The sequence below is a fragment of the Sporosarcina koreensis genome, from assembly GCF_000826145.2.
GTDB classification, from domain to species: domain Bacteria; phylum Bacillota; class Bacilli; order Bacillales_A; family Planococcaceae; genus Sporosarcina; species Sporosarcina trichiuri.
Genome location: NZ_LN651337.1, coordinates 1,041,210 through 1,066,060, shown reverse-complemented (window position 1 = coordinate 1,066,060; position 24,851 = coordinate 1,041,210). Strand labels below are relative to the sequence as shown.

The window sequence follows — 24,851 nt, the reverse complement described above, 5'->3', positions numbered from 1 at the left end:
GCGGATGCACTTGTTCCCTCTATTTGGTATACTGTAGGAGAATGGAGGGAATGTATTTATGATGATGACCAACGAATGGCTCGACATCATCGAACAATCAGACGAATTGGCAGACATGATCCTGACATCCGATGTCCTGTCTGATTATCGCTCCGCCCACCGTGCAGTTTACGGGGATGCCGAACTGGTCCGTAAGATCAGGGAATTCTCCGAACTGAAGGAACGGTATGAGGAAGTGCAGCGGTTCGGACGATATCATCCGGATTACAATAGAGTGATGAAAACGATACGCCTCGACAAGAGGGCCTTAGATATGAATGAAAAAGTCGCGGCACTGCGGCTGGCGGAAAATGACGTCCAGTATCTGCTGGATGAAATCAGCGCCACGGTTGCCCGCGCCGTATCCGAATCCGTCAAACTGCCTTCCGACAATACGTTTGTCACGGAAGAGAGCTGCGGAGGCGGCTGCGGATCGGGGGGAGGCTGTTCCTGCTCTGCATGAACATACCGGCAAACTGAAAAGGCTGTACGGCAACCGGGATTCCCGGTACTGCCGTACAGCCTTCTTCTCATTCGGCATCCGGGTCGAGCGATGCCATCACAGTACGCGGCTCGGACGTGATGAACCCTGACACACCTGCGCCTGCCAGCTTGACGACAGAATCCGATGGTGCGTTTTCAACGTAAACGGCAATGTTCAGTCTCCTCAAGAACTGGATGAAGCCAACGCTTGCAGTCTGAAAAGGCCCCAGCTTGCCTGACAGCACGAAGAAATCGCTGCGCGGCTTATACAGATGGCCGAACCGGCTTGAATAGGCTGCATAGGCCTGTTTCAGTTCATCACGTCCTGCGCCGGATGCTGCCCTGTATTGCGTATATAAATTGAACCGGTCCACTTGGTCATCGTACGGACTGATAACTGCCACCTGATCCTGAGCGTCACATTCCTCCAGCAGTTTCCATAGTTTGGACGGCATCAGGCTGCCTTCATATGTATCCGGCGAGTCGGCCAGACGGATGACGAACAGCAGATGGGGGTATGCGGCGAGCATATTTTGCAGAAGGCAGGGCTGTGCAGACTGATGATCGGTATCGTCATGTGAAGTGATGATGATCTCTTCTTCCGGTGTGAGCCGGATATCCACAGCCAGTCCATGGACGCCTAGAGCTGCGGCATCCGCTGCTTGAACATCGCAGTCCGCCGAACCGGCAAGCTGCTGCACTACAATCGGTCCGTCAAAATCCAATGCTTCTTTGTTCCCGCGTGCAGACGGCCGGATGAGTGCTTTGGAAGCGGCCCAAGCTGCGGCTCCCGCCGCACCGACTGAAAGGGCAACCTTCGTCTTCTTTCCCATGTCCCATTCCTCCTTTTAGCTGTTGCTGGGTCCATTATATGACATAACAGGCGAGCTGTCAGTAAAGCCCGGTTGCTGATTTTTCAACAAATATGGTATTGTAAAGGGTAAGAAAAGAGGGATCCCATTGGTTGATCGTCAAGGAGTCATCATTTACCTCCATCACTTGAAACAGGCGAAATCGTTCCGTAAATACGGTCATGTCCATTATATATCAAGACGCATGAAATACGTCGTGCTCTATTGCCGTCAGGAAGAGGTCGATGACGTCATACGGAAAGTGGAAAAGTTGTCTTCCGTAAAAAAAGCCGTCCCTTCCTACCGGCCGTTCGTCCGGACGGAGTATGAAAACGCACGTCCTGACAAGGCGAAAGAGTACGACTATAAAACAGGGCTCTGATATCAGTCGAGCGGCGGAAGCAGATGGTTCAGCCTGAGCACGCCCGTGACATACTGATAATACAGTCTTGTCTCCGGGAACTCGGAAGAATGCTTGAGCTCGACCGGTACAGGACGGCTGCCCGCGGCTGCGGCAGCATCTTCGAACAGCTGCTGCCGTCTGGACATACGGCCGCTGTCAGCCGGTATCCCTTCCCGGCAGATGTAGATCGGGCAGAATCCGCCGTCTCCCGCCGGTGAAAAGGATGCCGCGGGCGACAGTACGCGCTTGCCGCCAGCTGTGGACGTAAACAGGAAGGTCCGCTGGAGACGCGACGCATTCGCAGTAATCAGTTCACATAGTTCGTAAATATCAGAGTACCCTTCACCCAGCTCGATGAATCGCTGCTGTTTCATAAGAAAGCACACCTTTCAAAAAGTATCTTTCCTAATCATAGCATGGCTGCAGCACGTTTGCAGACCCGGATGACAGGAGCAGCCAAAGGAGTGGCACGGATGAGAGTGATCGCAGGGAGCCGGAGAGGCATTCCCCTGAAGACGATAGACGGGACGAATACCCGCCCGACTTCAGACAAAGTTAAAGAAGCGTTGTTCAGTAAGCTGGGTTCTTTTTTTGACGGAGGGATTGCTGTTGAGCTTTTCGGCGGCAGCGGTTCGCTGTCATTGGAATCCTTATCGCGCGGTGCAGATGAGGCGTGGGCGTTCGAGAAGAATCCGAAAGCCTGCGCCATCATGAAAGCGAATGCCGAGAAATGCAGGTTCACATCGGAGCTGCATATTGTCCGCGGTGATGCAAGGACGGCAGCCAAGCGGCTGGATGCGGAAGGTGTGAAAGCTGACCTGCTGTTCCTGGATCCGCCTTATGCCAAACGGGAGTACTATGATCTGGCGCTTCAGTTTGCGGAGGCCGGACTGCTGACGGACCGGGCGGCTATCATATGCGAGCATGACAAACAGCTTGAACTGCCTGCATCTTTCGGCAGTTATACAACAAGCGGTCCGACGGTGTACGGGGGAAGTGCACTATCTATTTACAGGAAATGAGGGTGTATGATGGGGAAAGTGGCAGTAGTGCCCGGCAGTTTCGATCCGCTGACGAACGGTCATCTGGATATCATCAAACGGGCCATCAAGATCTTTGACGAAGTGCATGTAGCGGTGATGAACAATTCGTCCAAGAAACCGCTGTTCTCGGTGGAGGAACGGCAGCAGCTCATCGCACAGGCAACTGCGGAGTATCCGACGGTGAAAATCGATTCGTCGTCAGGACTCCTGATCGACTATGCAAAGAGCATCAACGCATCCGCCATCGTCAGGGGGCTGCGTGCAATATCCGACTTCGAATACGAAATGCAGATCACGTCCATGAACAGGTTCCTGGATGAAGACATCGAGACATTCTTCGTCATGACAAAGAACCAATATTCGTTCCTGAGCTCAAGTATCGTCAAGGAAGTCGCCAAGTATGGCGGGGACGTTTCGGCACTTGTACCGGAAGCGGTGGATCGTGCGCTGAAGAAAAAGTATACATAAACAGGCAATGGGAAGGCGGATGCCATTCCCATTGTTTTTTAGGTTCAGGACAAATTTCCGCTGATTCTGCATATCTCAAAGAAGGAGATAAAGAAAGAGCGGGACAGCCGCGACGCTGAAGATCCGGCCGATGACATAGGGCTTCAGCGACAGTTCAGCAGAGCGGGCGATGACGAACACCTGCATATGGATACTCAGTCCATTGACGGACAGGATTGCCGCGATCAGGTACGGGAACATCGGTGAACCGAAAAAATGCTGAGCGGCCGACTGGACCCCCGACGTCATCTCGAATACGGACAGGACAGCCGTCTTCACGATTCCCATCTCGACCGGGGCGGCCGCCTGGATGACATCCGTCAGCACACTCCCGAGGGAGGAGAAGAAGACGACCGTCGTGGCGACCAGGATGATGATTCCCGAAGACTCCTTGAAGGCGTCCAGCAGCGGAGCGGTGCTCGGTTTGCGCTGCGGAACAGACAGCTGCCGGTCCGCCGGCGGTCTACGGTTCGCCAGCAGCAGGAGGACACCCAGGAAGAAAATGATATTGGCAAGGTGGATAGCAATCAGCAGCTTCCATCCCGACCAGGTATCCCCGAACAGCTCAAGCCCGATATACCCGACGATGAACATCGGGCCGGGCGCATGGCAGGCCGCAAGCAGCAGGCTGCTTTCATAGGCGGACAGCTGGCCATTCCGCTTCATTTCACTGACCGTTACTGCACCGACAGGGAAACCGCCGAACGATCCGAGCGTGTAGGCTTTGAGATAACGCAGCCATCCTTTCGAATTTGTGCCGGTAGCCGGTAATTTCAACAGCCATTGGGTAAGAATGATGTAGGGAAGCAAATAAGGAAGCAGCGCCTGGGTGAATAATGAGGCGCCTGTCACGGCTCCATCGTGGGCGATCCCCGGACGGAGGATGAACAAAGCGATCAGCGCCCAGATCATCAGTACGTTCACCATGCCGTCATGGCACAGCCGGTCAGGATAACTTTCACATGTGCGGCTCCTTTCATAGCACTCTGGTCAGCCAAGAGTGTAATCGTTGTGCTGCTTATTTTCCCGATGGTACACTTAACCATATGTAAACAAAGTACAGGCTATTAACGGAGGTGCAGGTAAAATTACTTTCAAGCGAATCGGCATAACTGCCCTGCTGGCCGTTTTGGTCACACTGTTCATGGTCTTACCACTGGACGGTTATGTATCCCAGCCGGGGGGCGCCTATGAACTGTCCCCGCTCGTCCATGTGGAGGACGGAGACGAAGAAGACACCGGGACATTCAGCCTGATGACGATTTCGGTCGGCAAGGCCACACCTGCCACTTATCTGTGGGCGCACCTCTCGGATAAGATGAAACTTCTGCCGGCGGATAAAGTGCGCCGGCATGGTGAAGACGACCGGGAGTATAATATCCGCCAGCTCCGGCTCATGTCGGACTCCCAATTCAATGCCATCACCGTCGCTTTCGAAAAAGCCGGGAAGCCTGTGGAAATCGATTTTGCCGGGATCTATGTCCAGCTGGTCGTCGACGGCAGTGCCTCGGATGGGAAGCTGGAAGCCGGAGACCGGATCACCGGCGTCGACGGGAAGCGTCTGACGGAACCGGACCAGTTTGCAGCGTACGTGACGGACCAGAGAAAAGGGGATACGATAGAGGTTGAAGGCGCCCGTGAAGGGAAACCCTTCAAAGAGGAGATCACCTTGAAGGAGATCCCTGGAGCGAAAGGGAAAGTGGGCCTCGGAATCCAGTACCAGGAAGACAGGTCATTGAAAACAATCCCGAAAGTGACATTCAACACGTCCGATATCGGCGGGCCTTCCGCCGGCCTCATGTTCACTCTTGAAATCATCAACCAGCTCGACAGCCGGGATATTACGAAAGGCTATACGATCGCCGGTACCGGTGAAATGCTGCCGGGCGGCACAGTCGGCCGCATCGGCGGTATCGACTTCAAGGTGATGGCAGCTGATCGGGACGGAATGGAGATTTTCTTTGCACCGGATGATGAGCTTCCTGAAGAAGTGAAAGCAGCGAACCCGGGCATCAGGAGCAACTATGAGGAAGCCGCGGAAACGGCAGAAAAAATCGGCACGACCATGAAGATCGTGCCGGTGAAGACCGTCGATGATGCCCTGAAGTATCTGGATGGTCTGGAACCGAAGAAATGATTCAGTCCGAAAGAAGCGGAGGGGTCCTGAAGTCGAGGCCAGTCAGCGGATGGACCGGATCGATACCGAATGCATAACAGTCCGAGACATGTGCAGAGATATCGGCTGATACGCTGTCGTGGGCGGCGAGACGGCTGACAGCCGGGAGTGCGAGCCGGCCTTTCTGTTCTTTCAGATAGCGCCGGCCTGCCGCTGTCATGCCGAGCACCCGCAGATGATCCGGATTTCCCGCCGCGATGCGCTGCTCATAGGTGAACCCTGTGAGGATATGGACGAGCATGCGCTGCAGGCGTGTCCATGTATACCGTTTCGATTTCACCTGTGCCATGAACGAAGCAAAGTCCTCCGATTGTTTCGCCGCTTTGTACAGCAGGTGCTCGATGCCTTCAGTAATATCAGCTATTCCGCCAAGCCGTTCCGGCCCGTCACGCAGGATCTGGAAGCGGAGCAGCGGATAGAACGAGTCCCAGCTGCCGAACCGGGAACGCTGTGCAAGCCAGTCGCTGAGGAGCTCATAGGTCGCTGCCGGGACGTATGCCCGGATGCCTTCCAGCCGGCCTCCCTCGCTGAACAGTTCTTTCCGGATGCCTGTCGCGCTTGCGATATGCGTATCGGCAGAGATATCATCGTAATACCCGGCGCCTAAGCGGGGAATCGTGACGGCTCCCATGCGGGATCCGATTTCATCCGCCGCCTCCATATAGTGGAACCCGAGGATGTTGTTCGGTTTGGACAGGTCTGCACAGACGGGATCCTCCTGTGATTGGCGGATTGTCAGTTCATACGCGTCATTGAGGGCTTTTGGATAGCTGATGCCCGACTTCACCGCATTCCGCACCTGTTCTTCGTAATATGGCCGATTCGATTTGATCCGCCTGAGTGTTTCGGCGAATGGCCCGATCGCTCCCTGTTCGCTTCCGAAGCAGTAGCTTGAACAGCATGCCGCATCCAGGAGGCGGATGGCGCCGTCCGCGAAGCCGGATGCGTTCGCCGTCGCCGTTTCATACGGCAGTTCGATGACGAGGTCGATGCCGTTCTCGAGCGCCATCGCCGTCCTCGTCCATTTATCGACAAGTGCAGGTTCACCGCGCTGCAGGAAGTTGCCGCTCATCACAGCGATGACAGCGTCCGATCCGGTCAGCTGTCTTGCCTGTTCGGCGTGATAGCGGTGTCCGTTATGGAACGGGTTGTATTCGGCAACAATTCCGACTGCTTTCATGAGTCTCACGCTCCTTTGGTCTGTGGTCCGCATAGTATTCAGTATAAAGAATAACGGAAGCTGGTGACAAGAAAATATCTTGACATCTATTTTACTCCGCTATATAATCAAAAGTGTTGTCTTGAGGTGATAGGCATGAAATGGTCAATTCATCAATTGCGAAAGTTCAAGCAGGGAAGTATACCGCTTGACGAAGTGGTGGATCTCAGTTCCGTCAAGGAGAAGAATCCCGAAATCCGGGAGATCTCACCTGTTCATCTGACAGGCTACTGTACAGTCGGTTCCAAGAAAATTTCGTTCCATTTCCGGTTGGAAGGTAAGATGATCCTGCCGTGTGCCCGCACATGGAATGATGTGGATTATCCGTTTTCCATCGAGACGGACGAGCAGTTCAGCTGGGACGAATACGTTCTGGCACAGGATGATGAAATCTTCCCGGTGACGGGGGATACGATCGATCCAATGCCGCTTTTCGAGGAGCTGATCCTTCTGGAAGTCCCGATGCAGGTCTACTGCGAAGGGGCGGAAGCCATGACGGAAGCATCCGGAACAGGCTGGTCCTATACGACCGATGAAGAGTACAATAAGCAGCTGGAGGAAGAGCAGGAGACCAAGACGGATCCGAGACTTGCGGACTTAGCAAGATTTTTTGAATCCGATAACGACTAGTCGAAATAAGGAGGTGCCTCTAATGGCAGTACCAAAGAGAAGAACATCTAAGACCAAAAAGAACATGCGCCGTACACATTACAAATTACAGGTTCCAGGTATGACAACTTGTGAAAATTGCGGTGAAATGAAGTTGGCACACCGCGTTTGCAAATCATGCGGTCAATACAAAGGGAAAGTTGTTGCAGGCGAATAATCAAGATTCTGCCGCAATACTTTGGCAGCTCATCGCTGTCTCGAAGACTGCCGGGAAACCATGGTTCCCGGCAGTCTTTTTCTATGCGGAAAACCAACAGGGGGTGCTGAAATGTCTTATTCAATTTCCAGGGACGGACAACTGCTGACGTTTTCGATTGAGCGGCCGGGTGTGCGCAATGCGGTCAGCCATGACGTGATGGACGGGCTGGAGAAGTTCATCCGGCAGCTGGAGACGGATGGGTCCGTCGAATGGGGAGTCGTCACATCCACCGGCAGGAAAGCGTTCTGTTCAGGCGGGGACCTGTCGGAGTTCCACACGCTTCGGACCGCTGACGAGGCGCGTCCGATGCTCCTGCGGATGACCCGGCTGCTGTACCGGCTGGCAGCTGTACCTGTCCCGGTCATCGCCCTCATGGACGGCACGGCGGTCGGGGGCGGCTGTGAACTTGCCGCCGCCTGCGATTTCAGGCTGATGCGTGCAGATGCCCGGGCAGGGTTCATCCAAGGGACCCTCGCTATCACGACAGGATGGGGCGGTGCGTCCCTCCTGTATGAGAAAGAGAGCCTGCATGCGCCGGCACTGCAGCTCCTGATGGGCGCGAAACTCCATGAGGCCCGGACGCTTGAGGAAGCCGGCTGGATTACGTCCGTCTACACCGATGGCAAGCAGGAAGCACTCGTCCGCTTCCTGGACGGATTCCGCACGATCAGCCCCGGTGTCCTCCATGCCTACAAGATGGTCGCTGTAAGGAGGTTTGTACAGACGGGATTGGAGCACCGGATGCTCGAGGAAGCGGAGCAGTGTGCAGTCCTCTGGGAGTCGGATGAGCATCATGAAGCAGTACGGCGGTTCAGGGAGAAAACAGGACGTCCTAAAGATTGAATTTTGCAAAGATAAGAGAATGGTTGAAAACGATTTCAATTATCAGATAAACTAGGGAAAGATACATGAAACTCATCTATCTTACCAGGAATTTATTGACGAGGAGGAGAAGAGGATGGCAGAAGTTCGTTCATCTATGACAGGCACAGTATTCCAGATCGAAGTGGAAGTCGGGCAGGAAGTGAAAAAAGGGGATGTCGTCGTAATTCTCGAGTCCATGAAAATGGAGATTCCCGTGGAAGCCGAAATGGACGGCAAAGTCGCGTCCATTGAAGTGAAAGAAGAAGATTTCGTCGATGAAGGGGACGTCATCCTGACATTCGAAGGATAAGCAGATCACTGAATGGGGGTATTTGCGTGACGAACAGCACAGAAGAACAAAAGGGGTATAACGGTAAGCTCGAGGAACACCTGGCTGCCATTTTTGCCGGCGGCCAGCAGAAGTACCACGATAAAGCAGCCGAGCAGGGAAAATTATTCGTGCGCAAGCGGCTTGAACTGCTCTTCGATAATGGTGAGTATACAGAGGACGGCCGCTTTGCAAACTGCGAAGCAGGTGATCTGCCGGCGGACGGGGTTGTCACAGCCATGGGGAAAGTCGGCGGGCAGACGGTCTGTGTCATGGCGAACGATTCGACCATCAAAGCGGGCTCTTGGGGATCACGCACCGTCGAAAAGATCATCCGGATCCAGGAGACAGCGGAAATGCACAGGGTGCCGATGCTGTATCTGGTGGATTCCGCAGGTGCACGTATTACAGACCAGCTGGACATGTTCCCGAACCGCAGAGGGGCCGGCCGGATCTTCCATAACCAGGTGAGGCTGTCAGGGTTCATCCCGCAGCTGTGCGTCCTGTTCGGACCGTCTGCAGCAGGTGGTGCTTACATACCGGCCTTCTGCGATTTGGTCATCATGGTGGACGGAAACGCATCAATGTATCTCGGCTCGCCGCGGATGGCCGAGAAAGTGATCGGTCAGAAGGTGTCGCTCGAAGAGATGGGCGGCGCGGAGATGCACTGCTCGGTCAGCGGCTGCGGCGATGTGCTCGCAGACTCGGAAGAAGAAGCGATCGCAGAAGCAAAACGGTATCTCGCTTTTTTCCCGGCCAACTTCACTGAATCGGCTCCGCTCAAAGAGGCCGTTGCGGCCAAAACAGGGCGCACGCTAGAGGAAATCATCCCCGAAAACCAGAATGCGCCCTTCAATATGTATGAAGCGATCGACACGCTGATCGATGAAGACAGCTTTTTCGAGGTGAAGAAGAAATTCGCGCCTGAACTCATTACGGGTCTTGCCCGGATCGACGGCCGGCCTGTCGGTATCATTGCCAACCAGCCGAAAGCGAAAGGCGGCGTCCTGTTTGTCGACTCCGCTGACAAAGGGGCGAAGTTCATCAACCTGTGTGATGCCTTCTCAATTCCTCTCCTGTTCCTGGCAGACGTACCAGGCTTCATGATCGGGACGAAAGTGGAACGGGAAGGGATCATCCGCCATGGTGCCAAACTGATCATGGCGATGAGTTCCGCGACGGTACCGAAAATTTCCGTCGTTGTCCGGAAAGCATATGGTGCAGGTCTCTATGCGATGGCCGGCCCGGCATTCGAACCGGATGTGTGCATCGCCCTTCCGACTGCACAGATTGCCGTCATGGGTCCTGAAGCAGCGGTCAATGCCGTCTATTCCAACAAGATCGAAGCGATTGAAGACCCGAAAGAACGCCGGGCATTCGTTCAGCAGAAACAGCAGGAATACAAAGCGGAAATCGATATTTACCGGCTTGCATCTGAAATGATCATCGACGAGATCGTCAAGCCTTCGGATCTGCGGGCTGTGCTTGCGGACAGGTTTGCCCTGTACAGCACGAAAGAAATTCCGCAGCCTCCGCGCAAACACCCGGTATATCCTGTATAATCCGGTATAACGGCTGCCCGGATCGTCTCTGTAAGGGATGGTCCGGGCAGCTTTTTTCCAATGGGAGGGCTATTATGGAGATTGTCATTGCAGGGGCAGGAGCCATCGGGATGCTGATGGGTTCCTATCTGGCGGAACAGGGGCATGGTGTTTCTTTTCTCACGCGCCGGCCCGGCCAGAGCCTGGCATTACAGAAGAACGGCCTGCTCCGCATCGGGGACACCGGCGGGCGGCGGTTTGCGGTGAATGCTTTCACAGAGCCGTCTGACGCGCCGGACGGAGCCCTATGGATTGCGGCGGTCAAATCAGGCAGCCTGCCTAAGCTTTTTGACTCCCTGACGAGCGATGTCCGGATCGGCTACATGCTGTTCATCCAAAATGGGATCCGGCATTTCGAGCAGGCGGATGACCTGCTGTTCCCTTCCATCGGGTTCGCTTCCATCACGCACGGCGCAAACAGGGAGAACGACTGGACGGTCCGCCATCTCGGCAATGGTGTGACAGCCGCTGCACATTACAGGGGGGACCCGCAGCCGTTGGAAGAATTGTGCCGGCAGATGGAAGAGCCGTTCCCGTTCCGGCTGCAGCCGGATGCTCGGGCCATGCTGTACCGAAAGCTGCTGCTCAACTGCTGCATCAATCCGCTGACCGCTCTGCTCGGGATCAGGAACGGGGAGCTTGTTTCGCGGGAGAATGCCTGCAGACTGATGGAAGATGTGTACTATGAACTGGCGGAAGCCTATCCGGATACCGCAGGCCGACTGTCCTTCGCAGATGTAATGACGGTGTGCCGGAACACCGCCGCGAACGAATCATCGATGCTGACGGACCGCAAAAACGGTGACCCCATGGAAATCGACACGATTGTCACCGCGGCCATCGGACCGAATCGGGAGCGGATGCCGGTGCTCGGCCAGCTGGAGAGGCTGCTGAAAGCTATTGACGAAAGGGTAGACCACTGATGAAAGAAGCAATGCAGCATGGACTTGCATTTTTGATAATAGTGCCGTATGTACTGTCCGCCATTTTATTTGCCGGAAGCCGTCTCGCCGGGCGGTCGCAAGTGAAATCGATCCGCATGGCAGCCGACTGGACGGTGCCGCTGCTCGTCATGGCGACTGCATTCGTCCTGGACAGGATGGCTGCACACGCATGGCTGATCGTGGCGTCAGGCATCCTGATTGCAGGGATCGGGTACGCTGTAGCGGAGCGGGTGAAGAGCAAGGAATTCAGTATGCTGCGGATGCTGCGCAACTATTGGCGGATGCTCTTTATCGTGTTTTCCCTGCTCTATCTCGTTCTCCTGGTGATTGGCGCAGCCACGGAGTCTGTCGGATTCCTTGTGCAGTAGACGGCAAGCGTATGTTTTTAAACGCTCGGGGCGGAGTGCTATACTCAGACCATACACAGTTGGCGAAAAAGGGGCTCGAATGATGAAAATTGCATCACATCCTATACATAAGAACAAAATCATGGAGTCATACGGGAATGATCAGGAGTTTGCCGCATCCTATTTCGATTATGGCAGAGGAGAGAATGATTTCAGCAGCCGCCTGGAGGAATTGGACAGCCGGATGTACCAGCGGAAAGAACTGACGGGTACGATCCGGAACTTTCTTGAGCCATACGGGATCTCGGAGTCACAGGCCGCGAACCTGAAGGCGCTGGAAGACGGTGCAGTCGCGGTGGTCGGCGGTCAGCAGGCCGGTCTGCTGACAGGTCCTCTCTATTCTGTGCATAAGGCGATCACCGTCATCCTGCTCGCCCGGCAGCAGCAGGTGAAATTGGGCGTACCGATCGTGCCGGTGTTCTGGATTGCAGGAGAAGACCATGATATCGACGAAATCAATCATATCTACGCGGAACAGGATGGCCGGCCGCTGAAACGGCAGTATCCCGAACGGTTTGTCCTGAAGACGATGGCATCGGAATCTGTCTACAGCCAGGAACAGATGGCGGAATTCATCCGGCTCATCTTCCGTGACTTCGGGGAGACGGTCCACACGAAGCAATTGCTTGCAGACGTATTGGAAGCCGCGGAGCATGAAACGACGTTCACCGGCTTCTTCGTCCGTCTCATGAACGGGCTGTTCAAGGAGCACGGCCTGCTGATGATCGATGCGGCGGACCGGTCGTTCAGGGAACTTGAGAAAGATCATTTCAAGCAGTTCATCCGGAAGTCGGCCGAATTGGCGGCAAGTGTCGCGGAGACCGAATCACGGTTCAGCACAGAAGGCTACGGAGCGCCGATCGAAGCGTCAGGAGACGCGGCGCATCTGTTCTATGTCCATGAGACGGGACGTGTCCTGCTCAGCAGGAAGGATGGCCTGTTCGTCAACGAAGCTGCCGGACTCCGTTTCACGGAAGAGGAATTGCTGGCGACTGCAGAGAAAACACCTTGGCTGCTCAGCAATAATGTCGCAACAAGGCCGATCATGCAGGACCTGATGCTGCCCGTTCTTGCGTTTGTCGGCGGTCCCGGTGAAATCGCCTACTGGGCGTTGTTGAAGCCGGCATTCCGCCTGTTCGGCATCAAGATGCCGATCGTCGTGCCGCGCATCTCGATCACACTCGTCACCCGGAACGCACAGCATGCACTCGAGAAGACCGGTTTGACGGTCGACAGGGTCCTGGCGGGCGAAACGATCATCCGCCGCGAACAGTTTCTGGATGAGCAGAGGGACGAAGGGATGGACTCACTTCTCGGCGAGACCGTTGACCTGCTGACTGTGCAGTACGCAAAAATCCAGCAGCATCTCGGCGATACGGATCTGGGTGCGCTTTCAGAAAAAAACCTTGGGTACCATCTCCGCCAAGTGGAATTCCTGCGGGAGAAGACGGAAGACGCGCTGCTGCGGAAGTATGCAGCGGCTCTCGGCAGCTACAACCTGCTGGAGGGCGATCTGTATCCGGAACGCAATCTTCAGGAACGGACCTATACACCGTTCAAATACCTGAACGAATATGGGCCGTCCCTGATCCGCGATCTCCTCGCCGAAGAGATTCCATCGGACGGCAGCCACGTCATCATCTATCTATGACAATTCGAAAGCACATGATCTGCGCGCAGAAGCGCAGGTCATGTGCTTTTTTGGCTGCGCCAATCGGCGGTGCCGATCCCTGGTATAAGCGCGTGGCTAAAGCGGTTTTAACTGCGACTCGCGCGCAAATCCAGGTCCGGGTCGAAGATAGACGGGCCACGCTTGTGAGTTGACCGCAAAACAATCCGAGCAGCAAACCAGCCAGAACAAACGGCAGCCTGCGAACTGGAAAAACCCGGCCCATCAACCTGCTGGTCCTGGTTGAAAAACACCGCCCTGAATTGTAACAAACGTAATAATCTCAATGAATCGAGTGCTATTGATACAAATTCATTGCAAATACAAAAATGGGTGGAGGAAAGTGGGGGGATGTGGTACATTAAACTTATATAGTGGGGTGAAGGGTATGTTCATGGGTGAATACCAACATTCAATCGATACCAAAGGCCGTCTGATCATCCCTTCGAAATTCAGGGAGCATCTTTCGGATGGTTTCGTATTGACCCGCGGACTGGATAACTGCCTCTTCGGCTACCCGATGAATGAATGGAAGAAACTTGAAGAGAAACTGAAAGCGCTGCCCGTCACAAAGAAAGACGCACGGGCATTCACCCGTTTCTTCTTTTCAGGAGCCACCGAAGCCGAGCTGGATAAGCAGGGGCGTGTCAACATTCCCGCTTCCCTTCTCGGCTACGCCAAAATCGCGAAAGACTGCATGGTCATCGGTGTATCCGGCCGTTTTGAAATCTGGTCGGAAGAAATTTGGCAATCCTACTATGAAGAGTCTGCGGACTCCTTCAACGACATTGCAGAGAATATTATGGACTTCGATTTTTAATCAGTACCAGATGACATGGAAAGCAGGCGGTACCCGTGTTCGATCACACAACAGTATTACTGCATGAAGCAGTGGATGGGCTGGCGATCCAGCCGGATGGAATCTATGTCGACTGCACGCTCGGCGGTGCAGGTCACAGCAAAGAAATCGCAAAGCAGCTTTCTGGCGCAGGCAGACTGATCTGTTTCGATCAGGACATGACAGCAATCGAAGCCGCAAAAGAAACACTTCATGACTACTTGGACCGGGTCACATTCATCCATTCGAACTTCAGCCGCATCAAAGAAGAACTGGCCGCTATCGGAATTGAATATGTCGATGGCATCCTCTATGACCTCGGCGTCTCATCGCCGCAACTGGACACCCCGGAGCGCGGATTCAGCTACAACCACGACGCGCCGCTCGACATGCGGATGGACACGGATGCACCGTTGACCGCGTTCGACGTGGTCAACGAATGGAGCTACCAGGATCTGATCCGGATCTTTTTCCGGTACGGAGAAGAGAAATTTTCGAAGAGCATCGCCCGTAAAATCGAGGAAGCCCGCTCGGAACAGCCGATCCGGACAACCGCTGAACTTGCGGAACTCATCAAAGCAGGCATCCCTGCGGCGGCCCGCCGTACAGGCGGCCACCCGGCAAAACGTGTATTCCAGGCAATCCGGATTGCCGTGAATGACGAACTCGGGGCTGCCGAAACGTCATTGACCGATGCGATCGATCTGCTGAATCCGAAAGGCCGGATCAGCGTCATCACGTTCCATTCCCTGGAGGACAGGCTGTGCAAAACAATTTTCAAGGAAGCCTCGACACTGCCTGAGCTGCCGCCGAATCTGCCGGTGATTCCGGAAGGTCTGGACGTGAAGCTAAAGCTGATCACCCGGAAACCGATCCTGCCAAGTGAGGAAGAAATAGAGGCAAACAAACGAGCCCGCTCTGCGAAATTGAGAATCGCAGAACGCAAGTGAAAGGGGAAAAAACGGAATGGCATTGGAACAGAGAAAGTTTGAACCTACGTACATACCGGAACAGGAAACGCAGACATCTCCTGCCGCTGTCCCTGCTCCGAAACCCCGGAGGCTGTTTTCACCCGGAGAAAAATTCCTTGCTGTTGTGTTCCTTGCTGCGGTTGTCATGTTCTCGACGACGGTCCTGCATACACAGGCGCAAATCAACGACACCAACAAGGATATGCACTATCTTTCAAACAAAATCGAGGAAACATCAAAACAAAATATTGAATTGTCCAACCAAGTAAGTGAAAAATCGACATATGAGCGCATTTGGGAAAAAGCAAAGGAACTTGGCTTGAATCTGAATGAAAGTAACGTAAAGGTCGTGCCTGGACGATGAAAAAAAAGAAATTTCGATTTCAAGGTGGAGCCTTTCTGATGCTGTTTATATTTGGAGGGCTCTTTTTCCTTTTGTTCGGAAGAATGCTCCAGATTCAGATCACCGGACAAATCGACGGCCGTGCTCTCGCGGCGATGGCGGATCAGAAATACTTGAAGGAATCCGTCCTGCGGGCCGATCGCGGTAAAATCGTCGATCGCGCAGGTGAAGTGATCGCCACGGACACGCTCAGCTACCGGCTTGTGGCCGTGCTGAGTGAGAAGGCTTCCAAAGGCTCGAAAAAACAGCAGCACGTCACGGATTTTGAAAAGACGGCCGATGTGCTGAGCCAGTATCTCGATATGGACCGGGATGCGATTTTGGAACGGTTCCAAAATGCTCCGGCCGATGCGTATCAGATCGAGTTCGGGAAAGCCGGACGGTCGATTTCAAACGAAACTGCAGATGCCCTCAAAAAAGAGGAACTACCGGGAATCCGGTTTTTCGAGGACAAGAAACGGCTGTACCCGAACGGAAAATTCGCGTCTTACTTAGTCGGCTTTGCCATGCCTGAAGAGATGAAGGACAAAACAGTCCGGACTGTCGGCAAGATGGGGCTCGAAAAAACGTACGATAAACAGCTGACCGGCACGGATGGGAAGATGAACCTCAAGACTGACCGCTGGGGCATACAGCTGCGGGATAACGAAAAGCAGATCGAGGCACCGAAAAACGGACAGACGATCCAGCTGACCCTCGACAAGACGATCCAGAACTTCGTGGAGGACGCGCTCAACCGTGCGGAAAAGGAATATAAGCCGGAGAAGATGCTGGCAGTCGTCGTGAATCCGAAAACCGGCGAGATCCTGGCAATGAGCCAGCGGCCGTCATTCCACCCGGGAACCCGGGAAGGGCTGACTGATAATTGGCTGAACGAGGCTGTCGAGGAAACATTCGAACCGGGTTCGACCATGAAGATGTTCACTCTGGCTGCCGCTATCCAGGAGAACAAATGGGATCCGAATGCATTCTATAAATCAGGGGAGTACAAAATCTACGACCGGACCATCCGGGACGTCAACCGGACCGGATGGGGGACGATCACCTACCTGGAAGGGTTCCAGCGTTCGTCCAACGTATCGATGGCGTACCTGCTGGAACGGATGGGCGATCAGACATTCATCGATTACTTGAAGAAATTCGGGTTCGGCAAAAAAGTGGGCATCGACCTGCCGAACGAAGCGTCCGGAATCATCCTCGATAACTATCCAAGTGAGCGGCTGACGACTTCCTACGGACAGGGGTCTACTGTGACTCCGATCCAGATGATCCAGGCTGCAACGGCAATCGCGAATGACGGAAACATGATGACCCCGTATGTCATCGACCAGATCATCGATCCGAATACCGAAAAAGTAGTGGAACAGCACTCCGCTGAGGCGAAAAAAAGCCCGATTTCCGAAGAGACAGCAAAGCGGGTGCGTGAGGTCCTGGCATCCACCATCACTTCAGAACACGGTACAGGCAAAAAATTCGCGCTCGACGGGTATGATGCGGGCGGAAAAACAGGCACTGCGCAAATTCCCCGCACTTCAGGAAAAGGATACAGGGCCGGGAACGGCAACTATCTATATTCATTCCTCGGCATGGCGCCGATCGATGATCCCCAGCTGCTGACCTATGTACTTGTCCAGCATCCACAGCTGAAAGAAGGAAAATACGGCTCCGATCCGACTTCCGAAATCTTCACGTCTGTGATGGAGAGCAGCCTAAAGTACCTGAACATCGCTCCGGACAGTGAGCATGCGGACAATACAGTCACGATGGAAAATTATGAAGGAGCACCGTCCGGTAAGACGGCAGCTGCACTGAAAGAAAAAGGGCTCATTCCTGTCATCACCGGTGAAGCCGGGGATATTGCTGCACAATCGCCGGCGGCAGGTACGGAACTGACACCAGGTTCCGTCGTGATGCTGCAAACATCGGGTAACACCTTGCTTCCTGATTTCACGGGATGGTCGAAACGACAGATCCTGACATTCAAAAGTTTTACCGATCTGGACATCCGCGTGAATGGGGAAGGCTATGTCGTCAAGCAAAGTCTGTCCGCAGGCTCTGCGGTCACGGAAAGCGACCCGGTTGTCATTACACTCGAAGAGCCCGAGCAAATGACGGCACCGGAAACGGAAGAAGAACCCGGAGAAGAGAGCCCATCTGACGGGGGAGAAACAGAAGAGGATATTCTGGGCGGATGAATAGCAGCGCTCGCACTCTCATAAATTAGCAGTAAAACGAGAGGTGTGAGCGCTTTTGAAGCAACTGATTGGAACGCAGTCGAAAAAGAGGCTGCGGGCCGTGTTCATTATTTTTCTGCTGATGATCGGTGCAACTACAGGCAAATTGTTCCACGCGCAGATCATTAAGCACGAATGGCTGAAGGAACGGGCGGAGGCCAACTGGGACAGGGAAATCCCGTTCGGCGGCGTCCGGGGAGAGATCGTGGATCGCAATCAGAAGCTGATTGTCGGCAACCAGCTTGCCCCGACGCTGTATTTCATGCCTTCCCAGCATCCGGATCCGCAGGCAGCGGCCGCCAAAATCGCAACCGTCCTGAAAGTTGATGAGAAAGCGCTGGCAGAGAAGATGAGCAAGAAAGAATACATGGTGAAGCTCGCACCGGAAGCGAAAAACATCACAAAAGCGCAGGCGGATGAAATCACAGCTCTGAAAATCCCCGGTCTCTATACGGGCGTCGACTTCATGAGAAGTTATCCGCACGGTGAAATGCTGTCCCGCCTGCTCGGATTCACAGGGTATGACGGACAGGGTCTCGCTGGGATCGAATACGAATATAACGAGTTCCTGAGCGGGAGCGGTGACAAGATCCGCATGTATACAGATGCGAAAGGAACCCCTCTCCCTCATGTGGATGATGATTTCAAAGACGGTGAAGAAGGTTCATCCGTCGTCCTGACGATCGACGCGGAGATGCAGGAGGTCGTGGAACGGGAATTGTCGCAGGCCATGGAAAAGTATGACGCCGCGCAGGCGCTGGCGATTGTTATGAACCCGAAGACAGGGGAGCTGCTGTCACTTGCTTCCGCACCCACATTCGACCCTGCTAATTACCAAAAAGCGAATCCGGATATCTACAACCGCAACCTGCCCGTCTGGATGACATTCGAGCCCGGGTCCACATTCAAGATCATGACGCTCGCTGCCGGACTGGAAGAAAAACTCATCGATCTCGACAATGAAACCTTCAACGATCCGGGTTATACTATGGTAGGCGGCGCACGTCTCCGATGCTGGAAACGGGAAGGGCACGGTCATCAGTCGTTCCTGGAGGTAGTCGAGAACTCCTGTAACCCGGGGTTCATCGAGATTGGCCGGAGGCTCGGGGAAGAACGTCTTTCCTCCTATATCCGCAATTTCGGTTTCGGTGAATCGACCGGTTCCGGTATCGCGGGGGAAGCGAAAGGGATCCTGTTCGCGAAAGATGCGTTCGGACCGGTGGAACAGGCGACCACTTCGTTCGGCCAGGGGATTTCCGTCACGCCGATCCAGCAGGTCCAGGCCGTCGCTGCGGCGGTGAACGGCGGGATGCTGTACAAACCGTATATCGTGAAGGAGATACTCGGACCGGATGGAAAAGCGAAAGTGTCCTATGTCCCGGAGATGAAGCGGCGGGTCATCAGTGAAGAAACGTCAGCCGAAGTCCGGAGGGCCCTGGAATCAGTCGTTGCCAAAGGGTCCGGCCGCAATGCATTCGTCGACGAAATCAGGGTGGGCGGCAAAACAGGGACAGCTCAGAAAGTGCAGGACGGTGTCTATAAGGACGGTGACTACATCGTCTCGTTCATTGGCATCGCGCCGGCAAACGATCCTGAATTGGTCGTCTATGTCGCAATCGACAGTCCGAAAAACTCCGTCCAGTTCGGAGGCGTCATCTCGGCACCGATCGTCGGACGCATCATCGAGGAGATTGCACCGCTGGCAGGCATTGAGCCGCAAAAGGACCAGCTTGAAAAAGAATATCGCTGGGGAGATCCGATCACACAGCGTACACCGGATCTGATCGGCCTGACAAAGAATAAGCTGGCCGAGCAGCAGCATACCATCCGCATCGAATGGCATGGCAAGGGCAAGAAAGTCAAAAAGCAATTGCCGCTTCCTGATACGGAAATCCATGAAGGTGACGTGATCCATGTCTATACGGAGTAACGGCACCATCATTACTGAACCAACAACCAGTTTGGGAACATAGAAGGAGATTTACAAATGACGCTCGTCACTACAATTACGGCAATCGCCGTAACATTCGGCCTAACGGCTATCCTGGGCTATGCCATCATTCCGCTGCTTCGGCGGATGAAGTTCGGTCAAAGCATCCGAGAAGAAGGACCGGAAGCCCATATGAAGAAAGCAGGCACCCCGACGATGGGCGGACTGATCTTCCTTGTCGCAATCCTGATCGCCACGCCGATCCTGTCTTACATAAATGGTGTCCTGACAACACAGACGATCGTCCTGCTGCTGGTCTTGATCGGATTTGGAATCATCGGATTCCTGGATGACTTCATCATCGTTGTCATGAAACGCAATCTGGGGCTCACGTCCCTGCAGAAACTGATCGGGCAGATCATCATTGCGATTTTCGCATTTTTCCTATTGAAACTCGGACCGTTCGATACGGTCATTTCCATTCCGTTTATGGATTTTGAAATCGACATGGGTGTCTTCTATGTCGTCTTCCTCATCTTCTGGCTGGTCGGATTCTCCAATGCGGTCAATCTGACAGACGGCCTGGACGGACTCGTGTCGGGTACATCCTCGATCGCATTCGCTGCATTCGGGATACTGGCGGTCGCCTATAACCAGCAGGACATCGCCATGTTCTCGTTCGTCGTCTCCGGCGCGATGCTCGGCTTCCTCCTGTTCAACATGAAACCGGCACGGGTCTTCATGGGAGATACCGGATCGCTTGCGCTCGGCGGGGCGCTTGCGATGATTTCGATGCTCATCAAGCAGGAATTCCTCCTGCTGATCATCGGGATCGTCTACGTCATCGAAACACTGTCTGTCATTATCCAGGTCATCAGTTTTAAAACAACCGGCAAACGGGTATTCAAGATGAGTCCCATCCACCATCATTTCGAACTTTCGGGATGGTCGGAGTGGAAGGTCGTGCTCGTATTCTGGAGTGTCGCTTTCCTGGCGGCTGTACTCCCCGTCTTAATGGAGGTGATGTAAATGATCAACGCAGCACAATTCGAAGGAAAGAAAGCACTCGTACTGGGACTTGCGAAAAGCGGCCATGCCGCTGCAAGCCTTCTGGCATCCCGGGGAGCGGAAGTCACCCTGAATGACGCCGCACCTGATGAAGGCAATCCATTGGCAGCGGAACTCCGGGAAATGGGAGTGACGGTCATCTGCGGCGGACACCCTGCCGATATTTTGGATGGGGGCTTCGACTTCATCGTCAAAAATCCCGGAATCCCTTACCGGAACCCCGTCATCGTGAAGGCCGAGCAGGTCGGGATCCCCGTCTGGACAGAGATAGAACTCGCATATCTGGTCAGTGAAGCGCCGATCATCGCCATCACCGGGTCGAACGGGAAGACAACTACGACAACGCTGCTGTTCCATATGCTCAATATCGGTGAGCGTCATCCTCTAATTGCAGGGAATATCGGGACAGTGGCAAGTACTGTCGCATCTAAAGCGAAATCTGATGAACTGATCGTCCTGGAAGCCTCGTCGTTCCAGCTGATGGGCGTTGAACAGTTCCGTCCGCATATCGCCATATGGACAAATTTGTATGAAGCTCACCTTGACTATCATGGCAGCCGTCAGGCCTATGCGGAAGCGAAAGCGAGAATCACGGAAAACCAGCAGGCTTCCGATTATCTTATCTACAATGCGGATCAGCCTGAGCTGCTGCGCTACATAGCCGATACCCGGGCGGCCATGATCCCGTTCACTGTAAAAGAGCGGCAGGCGGAGGGGATTTCTGCGGATGACGAGCAGATCTACTGGCTCGGCAATCCAATCATCAGCCGCAGCAAAATCATGCTGCCGGGGGAGCATAACCTGGAGAATATCCTCTCGGCAACTGCTGCTGCCATCCTTTCCGGCTGCGGCCAGGCAGCGATCGAGAGTGTACTCAGCTCCTTCACTGGCGTACGGCACCGCATGCAATTCGTGAAGGAAGTCGACGGCAGGAAATTCTATAATGATTCTAAAGCGACAAATACACTCGCAACAAAAAGTGCATTGTCCTCGTTCCGTACTCCGACTGTCCTGATTGCGGGCGGACTGGACAGAGGCCATTCCTTCGAGGAGCTGAGGCCGCATATGGCGAATGTGAAAGCTGTCATCGGAATCGGGGAGACCGCCGACCGCCTGCTTCAATTTGCCGAGTCGTGCGGTGTTCAGACTCTCCGTGAGACAGACACGCTTGCTGCTGCAGTGGAAGAAGCCTTCAGCGTCTCCGCAAAAGGGGACACGGTGCTGCTGTCACCTGCGTGTGCCAGCTGGGACCAATATCCGAATTTCGAAGCACGCGGTGATGAGTTCATCGAGGCGGTACAGCGTCTGAAAGTGTAAGGCGGCAGCCGGCAGGCTCCGTACAAATACAACCGCGAAAGGATGCATCTACTGGGTTCCAAATACAGAAACCTGTTTCTCATTGCAGCTGTCAGCCTGACGCTGGTCGGTGTTCTGTTCGTCCATTCGGCTGCAGCCTACTGGGGACAGATCCGCTATGCGGATGCGGCGCCATTCGCCCTGAAACAGCTCATTTACATAGGCGTTTCCATAGGTATCGCTTATATGATGATGCGTTCACCGCATCTTTCTAACGAAAAGTTCTGGACAGTCTTCTACATTGGAACAGTCGTCCTGCTCGCTGCTGTCCTGATTCCCGGGATCGGGGCTGTCAGGAACGGGTCACAGAGCTGGATTGCACTTGGCCCCGTCAGTCTGCAGCCGGCCGAGTTCGTGAAAGTGGCATTGATCGGCAAACTGGCGATGAGCATGACCCAGAAGCCGGGCAGACGTGTGTGGGACTGGCGGCATTTTGCGCTTATCCTTCTGCCGTTTGCACTGATCATGATGCAACCTGACTTAGGCTCAGCCGTCATAATGATCGTTTCGGCATTCGTCGTCCTGTTCATAGCCGGGTATCCCCTTTCTTTCTTTGCCTTCCTCGGTTTTGCGGGCATCGGTTCGTTTGCAGCGCTTGTGCTGGCGGCCCCTTACCGGCTGGACCGCATCAAGTCCTATATCGATCCATGGAGCGATCCGCTCGGAAAAGGGTTTCAGGGCATCCAGTCGCTGTTCGCAATCGCACCCGGCGGACTGCTCGGCCACGGGTTCGGCAACAGCCGGCAAAAGTATTTGTACTTACCGGAACCGCAGAATGATTTCATCTTTTCGATTATAGCGGAGGAGACGGGATTCCTTGGAGCGGCGGCGGTGCTTGCGCTGTTCGTCTGCCTGATGATCGGCGCCTTCGGGATCGCTGCAAGAACTGCCGGCTGGCGGGAATGCCTCGTCGTTTCCGGGATGGCTGCGATCATCATCTTCCAGACGTTCCTGAACGTCGGAGTCGTTTCCGGTCTGCTGCCCGTTACAGGGGTGACGCTGCCTTTCATCAGTTATGGGGGATCTTCCATGCTGACAACCTGGCTTGCCGTCGGAGCCATCCTGCACTTTTCAAAAGGCAGGAAAACAGATTGAGTGAAAAGGAGGGGGAGGAATTGGAAAAAGTTATCGACATTGAAGACCGGATTCCCTCCATGCGGAAAAAACGCCGCAGGAAGACGAACCGCAAATTCATCCTTGTCGTGCTCCTATTTGTCACAGCACTCCTCATCCTCCTTTACTTTCAATCTCAAATGAGCAAAATCGACCGCATTGATGTGAATGGGACTGCTCTTCACGACCGCGATTACTACTTGCGGCAGGCAGGTTTGGCAGAAGGTGATTCCCTTTGGGGGTTCAGCGCGCCGGAAGCAGCTGCGCGGCTCAAGGAAGCGGAAGGTGTGAAGGACGCAGCGGTCAAACGAAAATGGCTGAGAAGCGTCACGGTGCATGTTGACGAATGGGAACCGGTTGCACTGCTGGAGGAAAAAGGCGAGTATGAGTTCATTCTCGAAAATGGTGAGACATTCACTCCGGAGTCCGGTGCAGCGGCAGACGTACCGATTGCCGCAGGGTTCACGACGAAAGAACTCCGAAAACAGTTATCATCCCAGCTGCTGCAGATCGACAGCACCGTCTATCAGCTCATTTCCGAAGTGCACCTGCCGGACAAGAAGAACCCGGACAGTGCCGTCCTGTATATGGATGATGGATATGAGGTGCATGCATCACTTTCAACAATGGCGGACAAGCTGTCGTATTACCCTGACATCGTCAATGAGCTGACAGGTTCAGAGAAAGGGATCATCGACGTGGAAGTCGGTACGTATTTCACGCCATACAGCAAACTGGATGGCGGCGGTAAAGCAGGTGAGGATGATGGGAAAGAAGACGGAGAAGAAGACGGAACCGCAGACGGAGACGAAAGCACCGGAGATGCCGATTCGTAAAAAACGGAATAACCGGATTTGGTATGTGCTTGTGTTCCTTGTCTTCGGGTTCATATTGGCGTTCTCCTACCGGACACTCGGACCGGGTTCCGAGTCCCAGAGAATCCATTCCGAGATGGAGGACAGGGAGGAGAGCTACCGGTCGGAGCTGATCGAGCAGAAAGAGCGCAATAAGCAGCTGGCCGATGAAATCACCGCCAAACAAAAGAAAATCACGCAGGCGGAACGAAATTTGAGTGATTCGGAACAAGATCACGATTCACTCGTGAAAGAAGCAGGAGATCTCCGGCTGCTGCTGGGGGCGGTGCCGGCCAAAGGGGAAGGGCTGCGCGTGTCTCTCGAAGACGGGGATTATGATCCCGCTCAGCAGAATCCTAACGAATACATTGTCCATGAAAGCCAAGTGCTCACTGTCGTGAACGAATTGAAGATTGCCGGTGCACAGGCTTTGTCCATCAATGGACAGCGCCTGAGTGCCAATTCGAGCATCAAATGCACCGGCCCGGTGATCACAGTGGATGGACGGACTTTCCCCGCACCTTTCGTCATTGAAGCGATCGGGGATACGGACACACTGAATTCATCGCTGACCTTGAAAGGCGGCGTCATGGATACACTGCTGCTTGATAATATCGTGATGACAATCGAAAAGAAAAAAGAGATCACCATGTCCGCACTGCGGGAAGAAGGACAAAGTTGA

The 24,851-nt window shown here is 54.2% G+C and carries 27 protein-coding genes; 23 read left to right on the top strand and 4 right to left on the bottom strand.

What is annotated here, in order from left to right; translation table 11 throughout:
- The first annotated feature begins 58 nt into the window (after positions 1 to 58).
- Positions 59 to 502, top strand: a complete 444-nt coding sequence (locus BN1190_RS11085) for a YlbF family regulator (RefSeq protein WP_040286957.1) — start codon at positions 59 to 61, stop codon at positions 500 to 502.
- Between the two features lie 67 nt (positions 503 to 569).
- Here the strand turns inward: BN1190_RS11085 and BN1190_RS11080 are convergent, their stop codons facing one another.
- Complete coding sequence (locus tag BN1190_RS11080; protein WP_040286956.1) at positions 570 to 1,355, bottom strand: hypothetical protein; 786 nt, start codon at positions 1,353 to 1,355, stop codon at positions 570 to 572.
- Between the two features lie 127 nt (positions 1,356 to 1,482).
- On the opposite strand from BN1190_RS11080, the gene BN1190_RS11075 reads away from it, so the two are divergent.
- A complete protein-coding gene (locus BN1190_RS11075) occupies positions 1,483 to 1,755 on the top strand; it encodes a YlbG family protein (RefSeq protein ID WP_040286955.1) in 273 nt (90 codons plus the stop codon).
- A gap of 2 nt (positions 1,756 to 1,757) precedes the next feature.
- Here BN1190_RS11075 and BN1190_RS11070 read toward each other — a convergent pair whose 3' ends face one another.
- Positions 1,758 to 2,150: a DUF7147 family protein gene (locus BN1190_RS11070; RefSeq protein WP_040286954.1), complete on the bottom strand. Its 393-nt coding sequence runs from the start codon at positions 2,148 to 2,150 to the stop codon at positions 1,758 to 1,760.
- A gap of 42 nt (positions 2,151 to 2,192) precedes the next feature.
- Here BN1190_RS11070 and rsmD point away from each other — a divergent pair, with 42 nt between their 5' ends.
- Both rsmD and coaD read left to right on the top strand, forming a co-directional pair.
- Entirely contained in the window at positions 2,193 to 2,798 is a 606-nt protein-coding gene (rsmD, locus tag BN1190_RS11065) for a 16S rRNA (guanine(966)-N(2))-methyltransferase RsmD (protein ID WP_338066437.1), read from the top strand.
- A 6-nt stretch (positions 2,799 to 2,804) separates the two neighbouring features.
- Entirely contained in the window at positions 2,805 to 3,287 is a 483-nt protein-coding gene (coaD, locus tag BN1190_RS11060) for a pantetheine-phosphate adenylyltransferase (RefSeq protein ID WP_040286952.1), read from the top strand.
- Positions 3,288 to 3,362: 75 nt separating this feature from the next.
- Here coaD and BN1190_RS11055 read toward each other — a convergent pair whose 3' ends face one another.
- On the bottom strand, positions 3,363 to 4,253 hold the full coding sequence (locus tag BN1190_RS11055; protein ID WP_144036087.1) for a hypothetical protein: 891 nt from the start codon (positions 4,251 to 4,253) through the stop codon (positions 3,363 to 3,365).
- 139 nt (positions 4,254 to 4,392) lie between these two features.
- On the opposite strand from BN1190_RS11055, the gene BN1190_RS11050 reads away from it, so the two are divergent.
- Positions 4,393 to 5,463, top strand: a complete 1,071-nt coding sequence (locus tag BN1190_RS11050) for a SepM family pheromone-processing serine protease (RefSeq protein ID WP_338066446.1) — start codon at positions 4,393 to 4,395, stop codon at positions 5,461 to 5,463.
- Between the two features lies 1 nt (position 5,464).
- Here the strand turns inward: BN1190_RS11050 and BN1190_RS11045 are convergent, their stop codons facing one another.
- Positions 5,465 to 6,682 carry a nucleotidyltransferase gene (locus BN1190_RS11045; RefSeq protein ID WP_040286950.1) on the bottom strand — a complete coding sequence of 406 codons (1,218 nt, stop codon included), beginning with the start codon at positions 6,680 to 6,682 and terminating at the stop codon, positions 5,465 to 5,467.
- Between the two features lie 135 nt (positions 6,683 to 6,817).
- On the opposite strand from BN1190_RS11045, the gene BN1190_RS11040 reads away from it, so the two are divergent.
- From BN1190_RS11040 to BN1190_RS10955, 18 genes are all read left to right on the top strand, one after another.
- A complete protein-coding gene (locus BN1190_RS11040; protein WP_040286949.1) occupies positions 6,818 to 7,351 on the top strand; it encodes a YceD family protein in 534 nt (177 codons plus the stop codon).
- Between the two features lie 22 nt (positions 7,352 to 7,373).
- Complete coding sequence (gene rpmF / locus BN1190_RS11035) at positions 7,374 to 7,547, top strand: 50S ribosomal protein L32 (protein ID WP_082023351.1); 174 nt, start codon at positions 7,374 to 7,376, stop codon at positions 7,545 to 7,547.
- Positions 7,548 to 7,658: 111 nt separating this feature from the next.
- The gene (locus BN1190_RS11030; protein ID WP_040286948.1) at positions 7,659 to 8,432 is read left to right on the top strand and encodes an enoyl-CoA hydratase/isomerase family protein; all 774 of its coding nucleotides are present in this window, start codon (positions 7,659 to 7,661) and stop codon (positions 8,430 to 8,432) included.
- Positions 8,433 to 8,547: 115 nt separating this feature from the next.
- On the top strand, positions 8,548 to 8,763 hold the full coding sequence (locus tag BN1190_RS11025; protein ID WP_040286947.1) for a biotin/lipoyl-binding carrier protein: 216 nt from the start codon (positions 8,548 to 8,550) through the stop codon (positions 8,761 to 8,763).
- Positions 8,764 to 8,843: 80 nt separating this feature from the next.
- Positions 8,844 to 10,343, top strand: coding sequence for an acyl-CoA carboxylase subunit beta (locus BN1190_RS11020; protein WP_244898731.1), 1,500 nt, complete (start codon positions 8,844 to 8,846; stop codon positions 10,341 to 10,343).
- Between the two features lie 74 nt (positions 10,344 to 10,417).
- Entirely contained in the window at positions 10,418 to 11,305 is an 888-nt protein-coding gene (locus tag BN1190_RS11015; RefSeq protein WP_040286945.1) for a ketopantoate reductase family protein, read from the top strand.
- Positions 11,305 to 11,694, top strand: coding sequence for a DUF3397 domain-containing protein (locus tag BN1190_RS11010; protein ID WP_040286944.1), 390 nt, complete (start codon positions 11,305 to 11,307; stop codon positions 11,692 to 11,694). The genes BN1190_RS11015 and BN1190_RS11010 overlap by 1 nt, the downstream gene beginning before the upstream one ends.
- 82 nt (positions 11,695 to 11,776) lie before the next feature.
- The gene (gene bshC / locus BN1190_RS11005; protein ID WP_040286943.1) at positions 11,777 to 13,384 is read left to right on the top strand and encodes a bacillithiol biosynthesis cysteine-adding enzyme BshC; all 1,608 of its coding nucleotides are present in this window, start codon (positions 11,777 to 11,779) and stop codon (positions 13,382 to 13,384) included.
- A 406-nt stretch (positions 13,385 to 13,790) separates the two neighbouring features.
- Entirely contained in the window at positions 13,791 to 14,222 is a 432-nt protein-coding gene (gene mraZ, locus BN1190_RS11000; RefSeq protein WP_040286942.1) for a division/cell wall cluster transcriptional repressor MraZ, read from the top strand.
- A gap of 35 nt (positions 14,223 to 14,257) precedes the next feature.
- Positions 14,258 to 15,190: a 16S rRNA (cytosine(1402)-N(4))-methyltransferase RsmH gene (rsmH, locus tag BN1190_RS10995; RefSeq protein ID WP_040286941.1), complete on the top strand. Its 933-nt coding sequence runs from the start codon at positions 14,258 to 14,260 to the stop codon at positions 15,188 to 15,190.
- A 16-nt stretch (positions 15,191 to 15,206) separates the two neighbouring features.
- Positions 15,207 to 15,575 carry a cell division protein FtsL gene (gene ftsL / locus BN1190_RS10990; RefSeq protein WP_040286940.1) on the top strand — a complete coding sequence of 123 codons (369 nt, stop codon included), beginning with the start codon at positions 15,207 to 15,209 and terminating at the stop codon, positions 15,573 to 15,575.
- Between the two features lie 83 nt (positions 15,576 to 15,658).
- Positions 15,659 to 17,809 (top strand): penicillin-binding protein, encoded by a 2,151-nt coding sequence (locus BN1190_RS10985; protein WP_244898709.1) that lies wholly within the window; start codon positions 15,659 to 15,661, stop codon positions 17,807 to 17,809.
- Positions 17,810 to 17,930: 121 nt separating this feature from the next.
- Complete coding sequence (locus tag BN1190_RS10980; protein WP_082023388.1) at positions 17,931 to 19,778, top strand: penicillin-binding transpeptidase domain-containing protein; 1,848 nt, start codon at positions 17,931 to 17,933, stop codon at positions 19,776 to 19,778.
- Between the two features lie 57 nt (positions 19,779 to 19,835).
- Positions 19,836 to 20,807 (top strand): phospho-N-acetylmuramoyl-pentapeptide-transferase, encoded by a 972-nt coding sequence (mraY, locus tag BN1190_RS10975; protein WP_040286937.1) that lies wholly within the window; start codon positions 19,836 to 19,838, stop codon positions 20,805 to 20,807.
- On the top strand, positions 20,808 to 22,163 hold the full coding sequence (murD, locus tag BN1190_RS10970; RefSeq protein WP_040286936.1) for a UDP-N-acetylmuramoyl-L-alanine--D-glutamate ligase: 1,356 nt from the start codon (positions 20,808 to 20,810) through the stop codon (positions 22,161 to 22,163). It begins immediately after the preceding gene.
- 42 nt (positions 22,164 to 22,205) lie between these two features.
- Positions 22,206 to 23,297: a putative lipid II flippase FtsW gene (gene ftsW / locus BN1190_RS10965; protein ID WP_040286935.1), complete on the top strand. Its 1,092-nt coding sequence runs from the start codon at positions 22,206 to 22,208 to the stop codon at positions 23,295 to 23,297.
- A gap of 20 nt (positions 23,298 to 23,317) precedes the next feature.
- Complete coding sequence (locus BN1190_RS10960; RefSeq protein ID WP_052461797.1) at positions 23,318 to 24,151, top strand: cell division protein FtsQ/DivIB; 834 nt, start codon at positions 23,318 to 23,320, stop codon at positions 24,149 to 24,151.
- Complete coding sequence (locus tag BN1190_RS10955; RefSeq protein WP_338066436.1) at positions 24,081 to 24,851, top strand: DUF881 domain-containing protein; 771 nt, start codon at positions 24,081 to 24,083, stop codon at positions 24,849 to 24,851. The genes BN1190_RS10960 and BN1190_RS10955 overlap by 71 nt, the downstream gene beginning before the upstream one ends.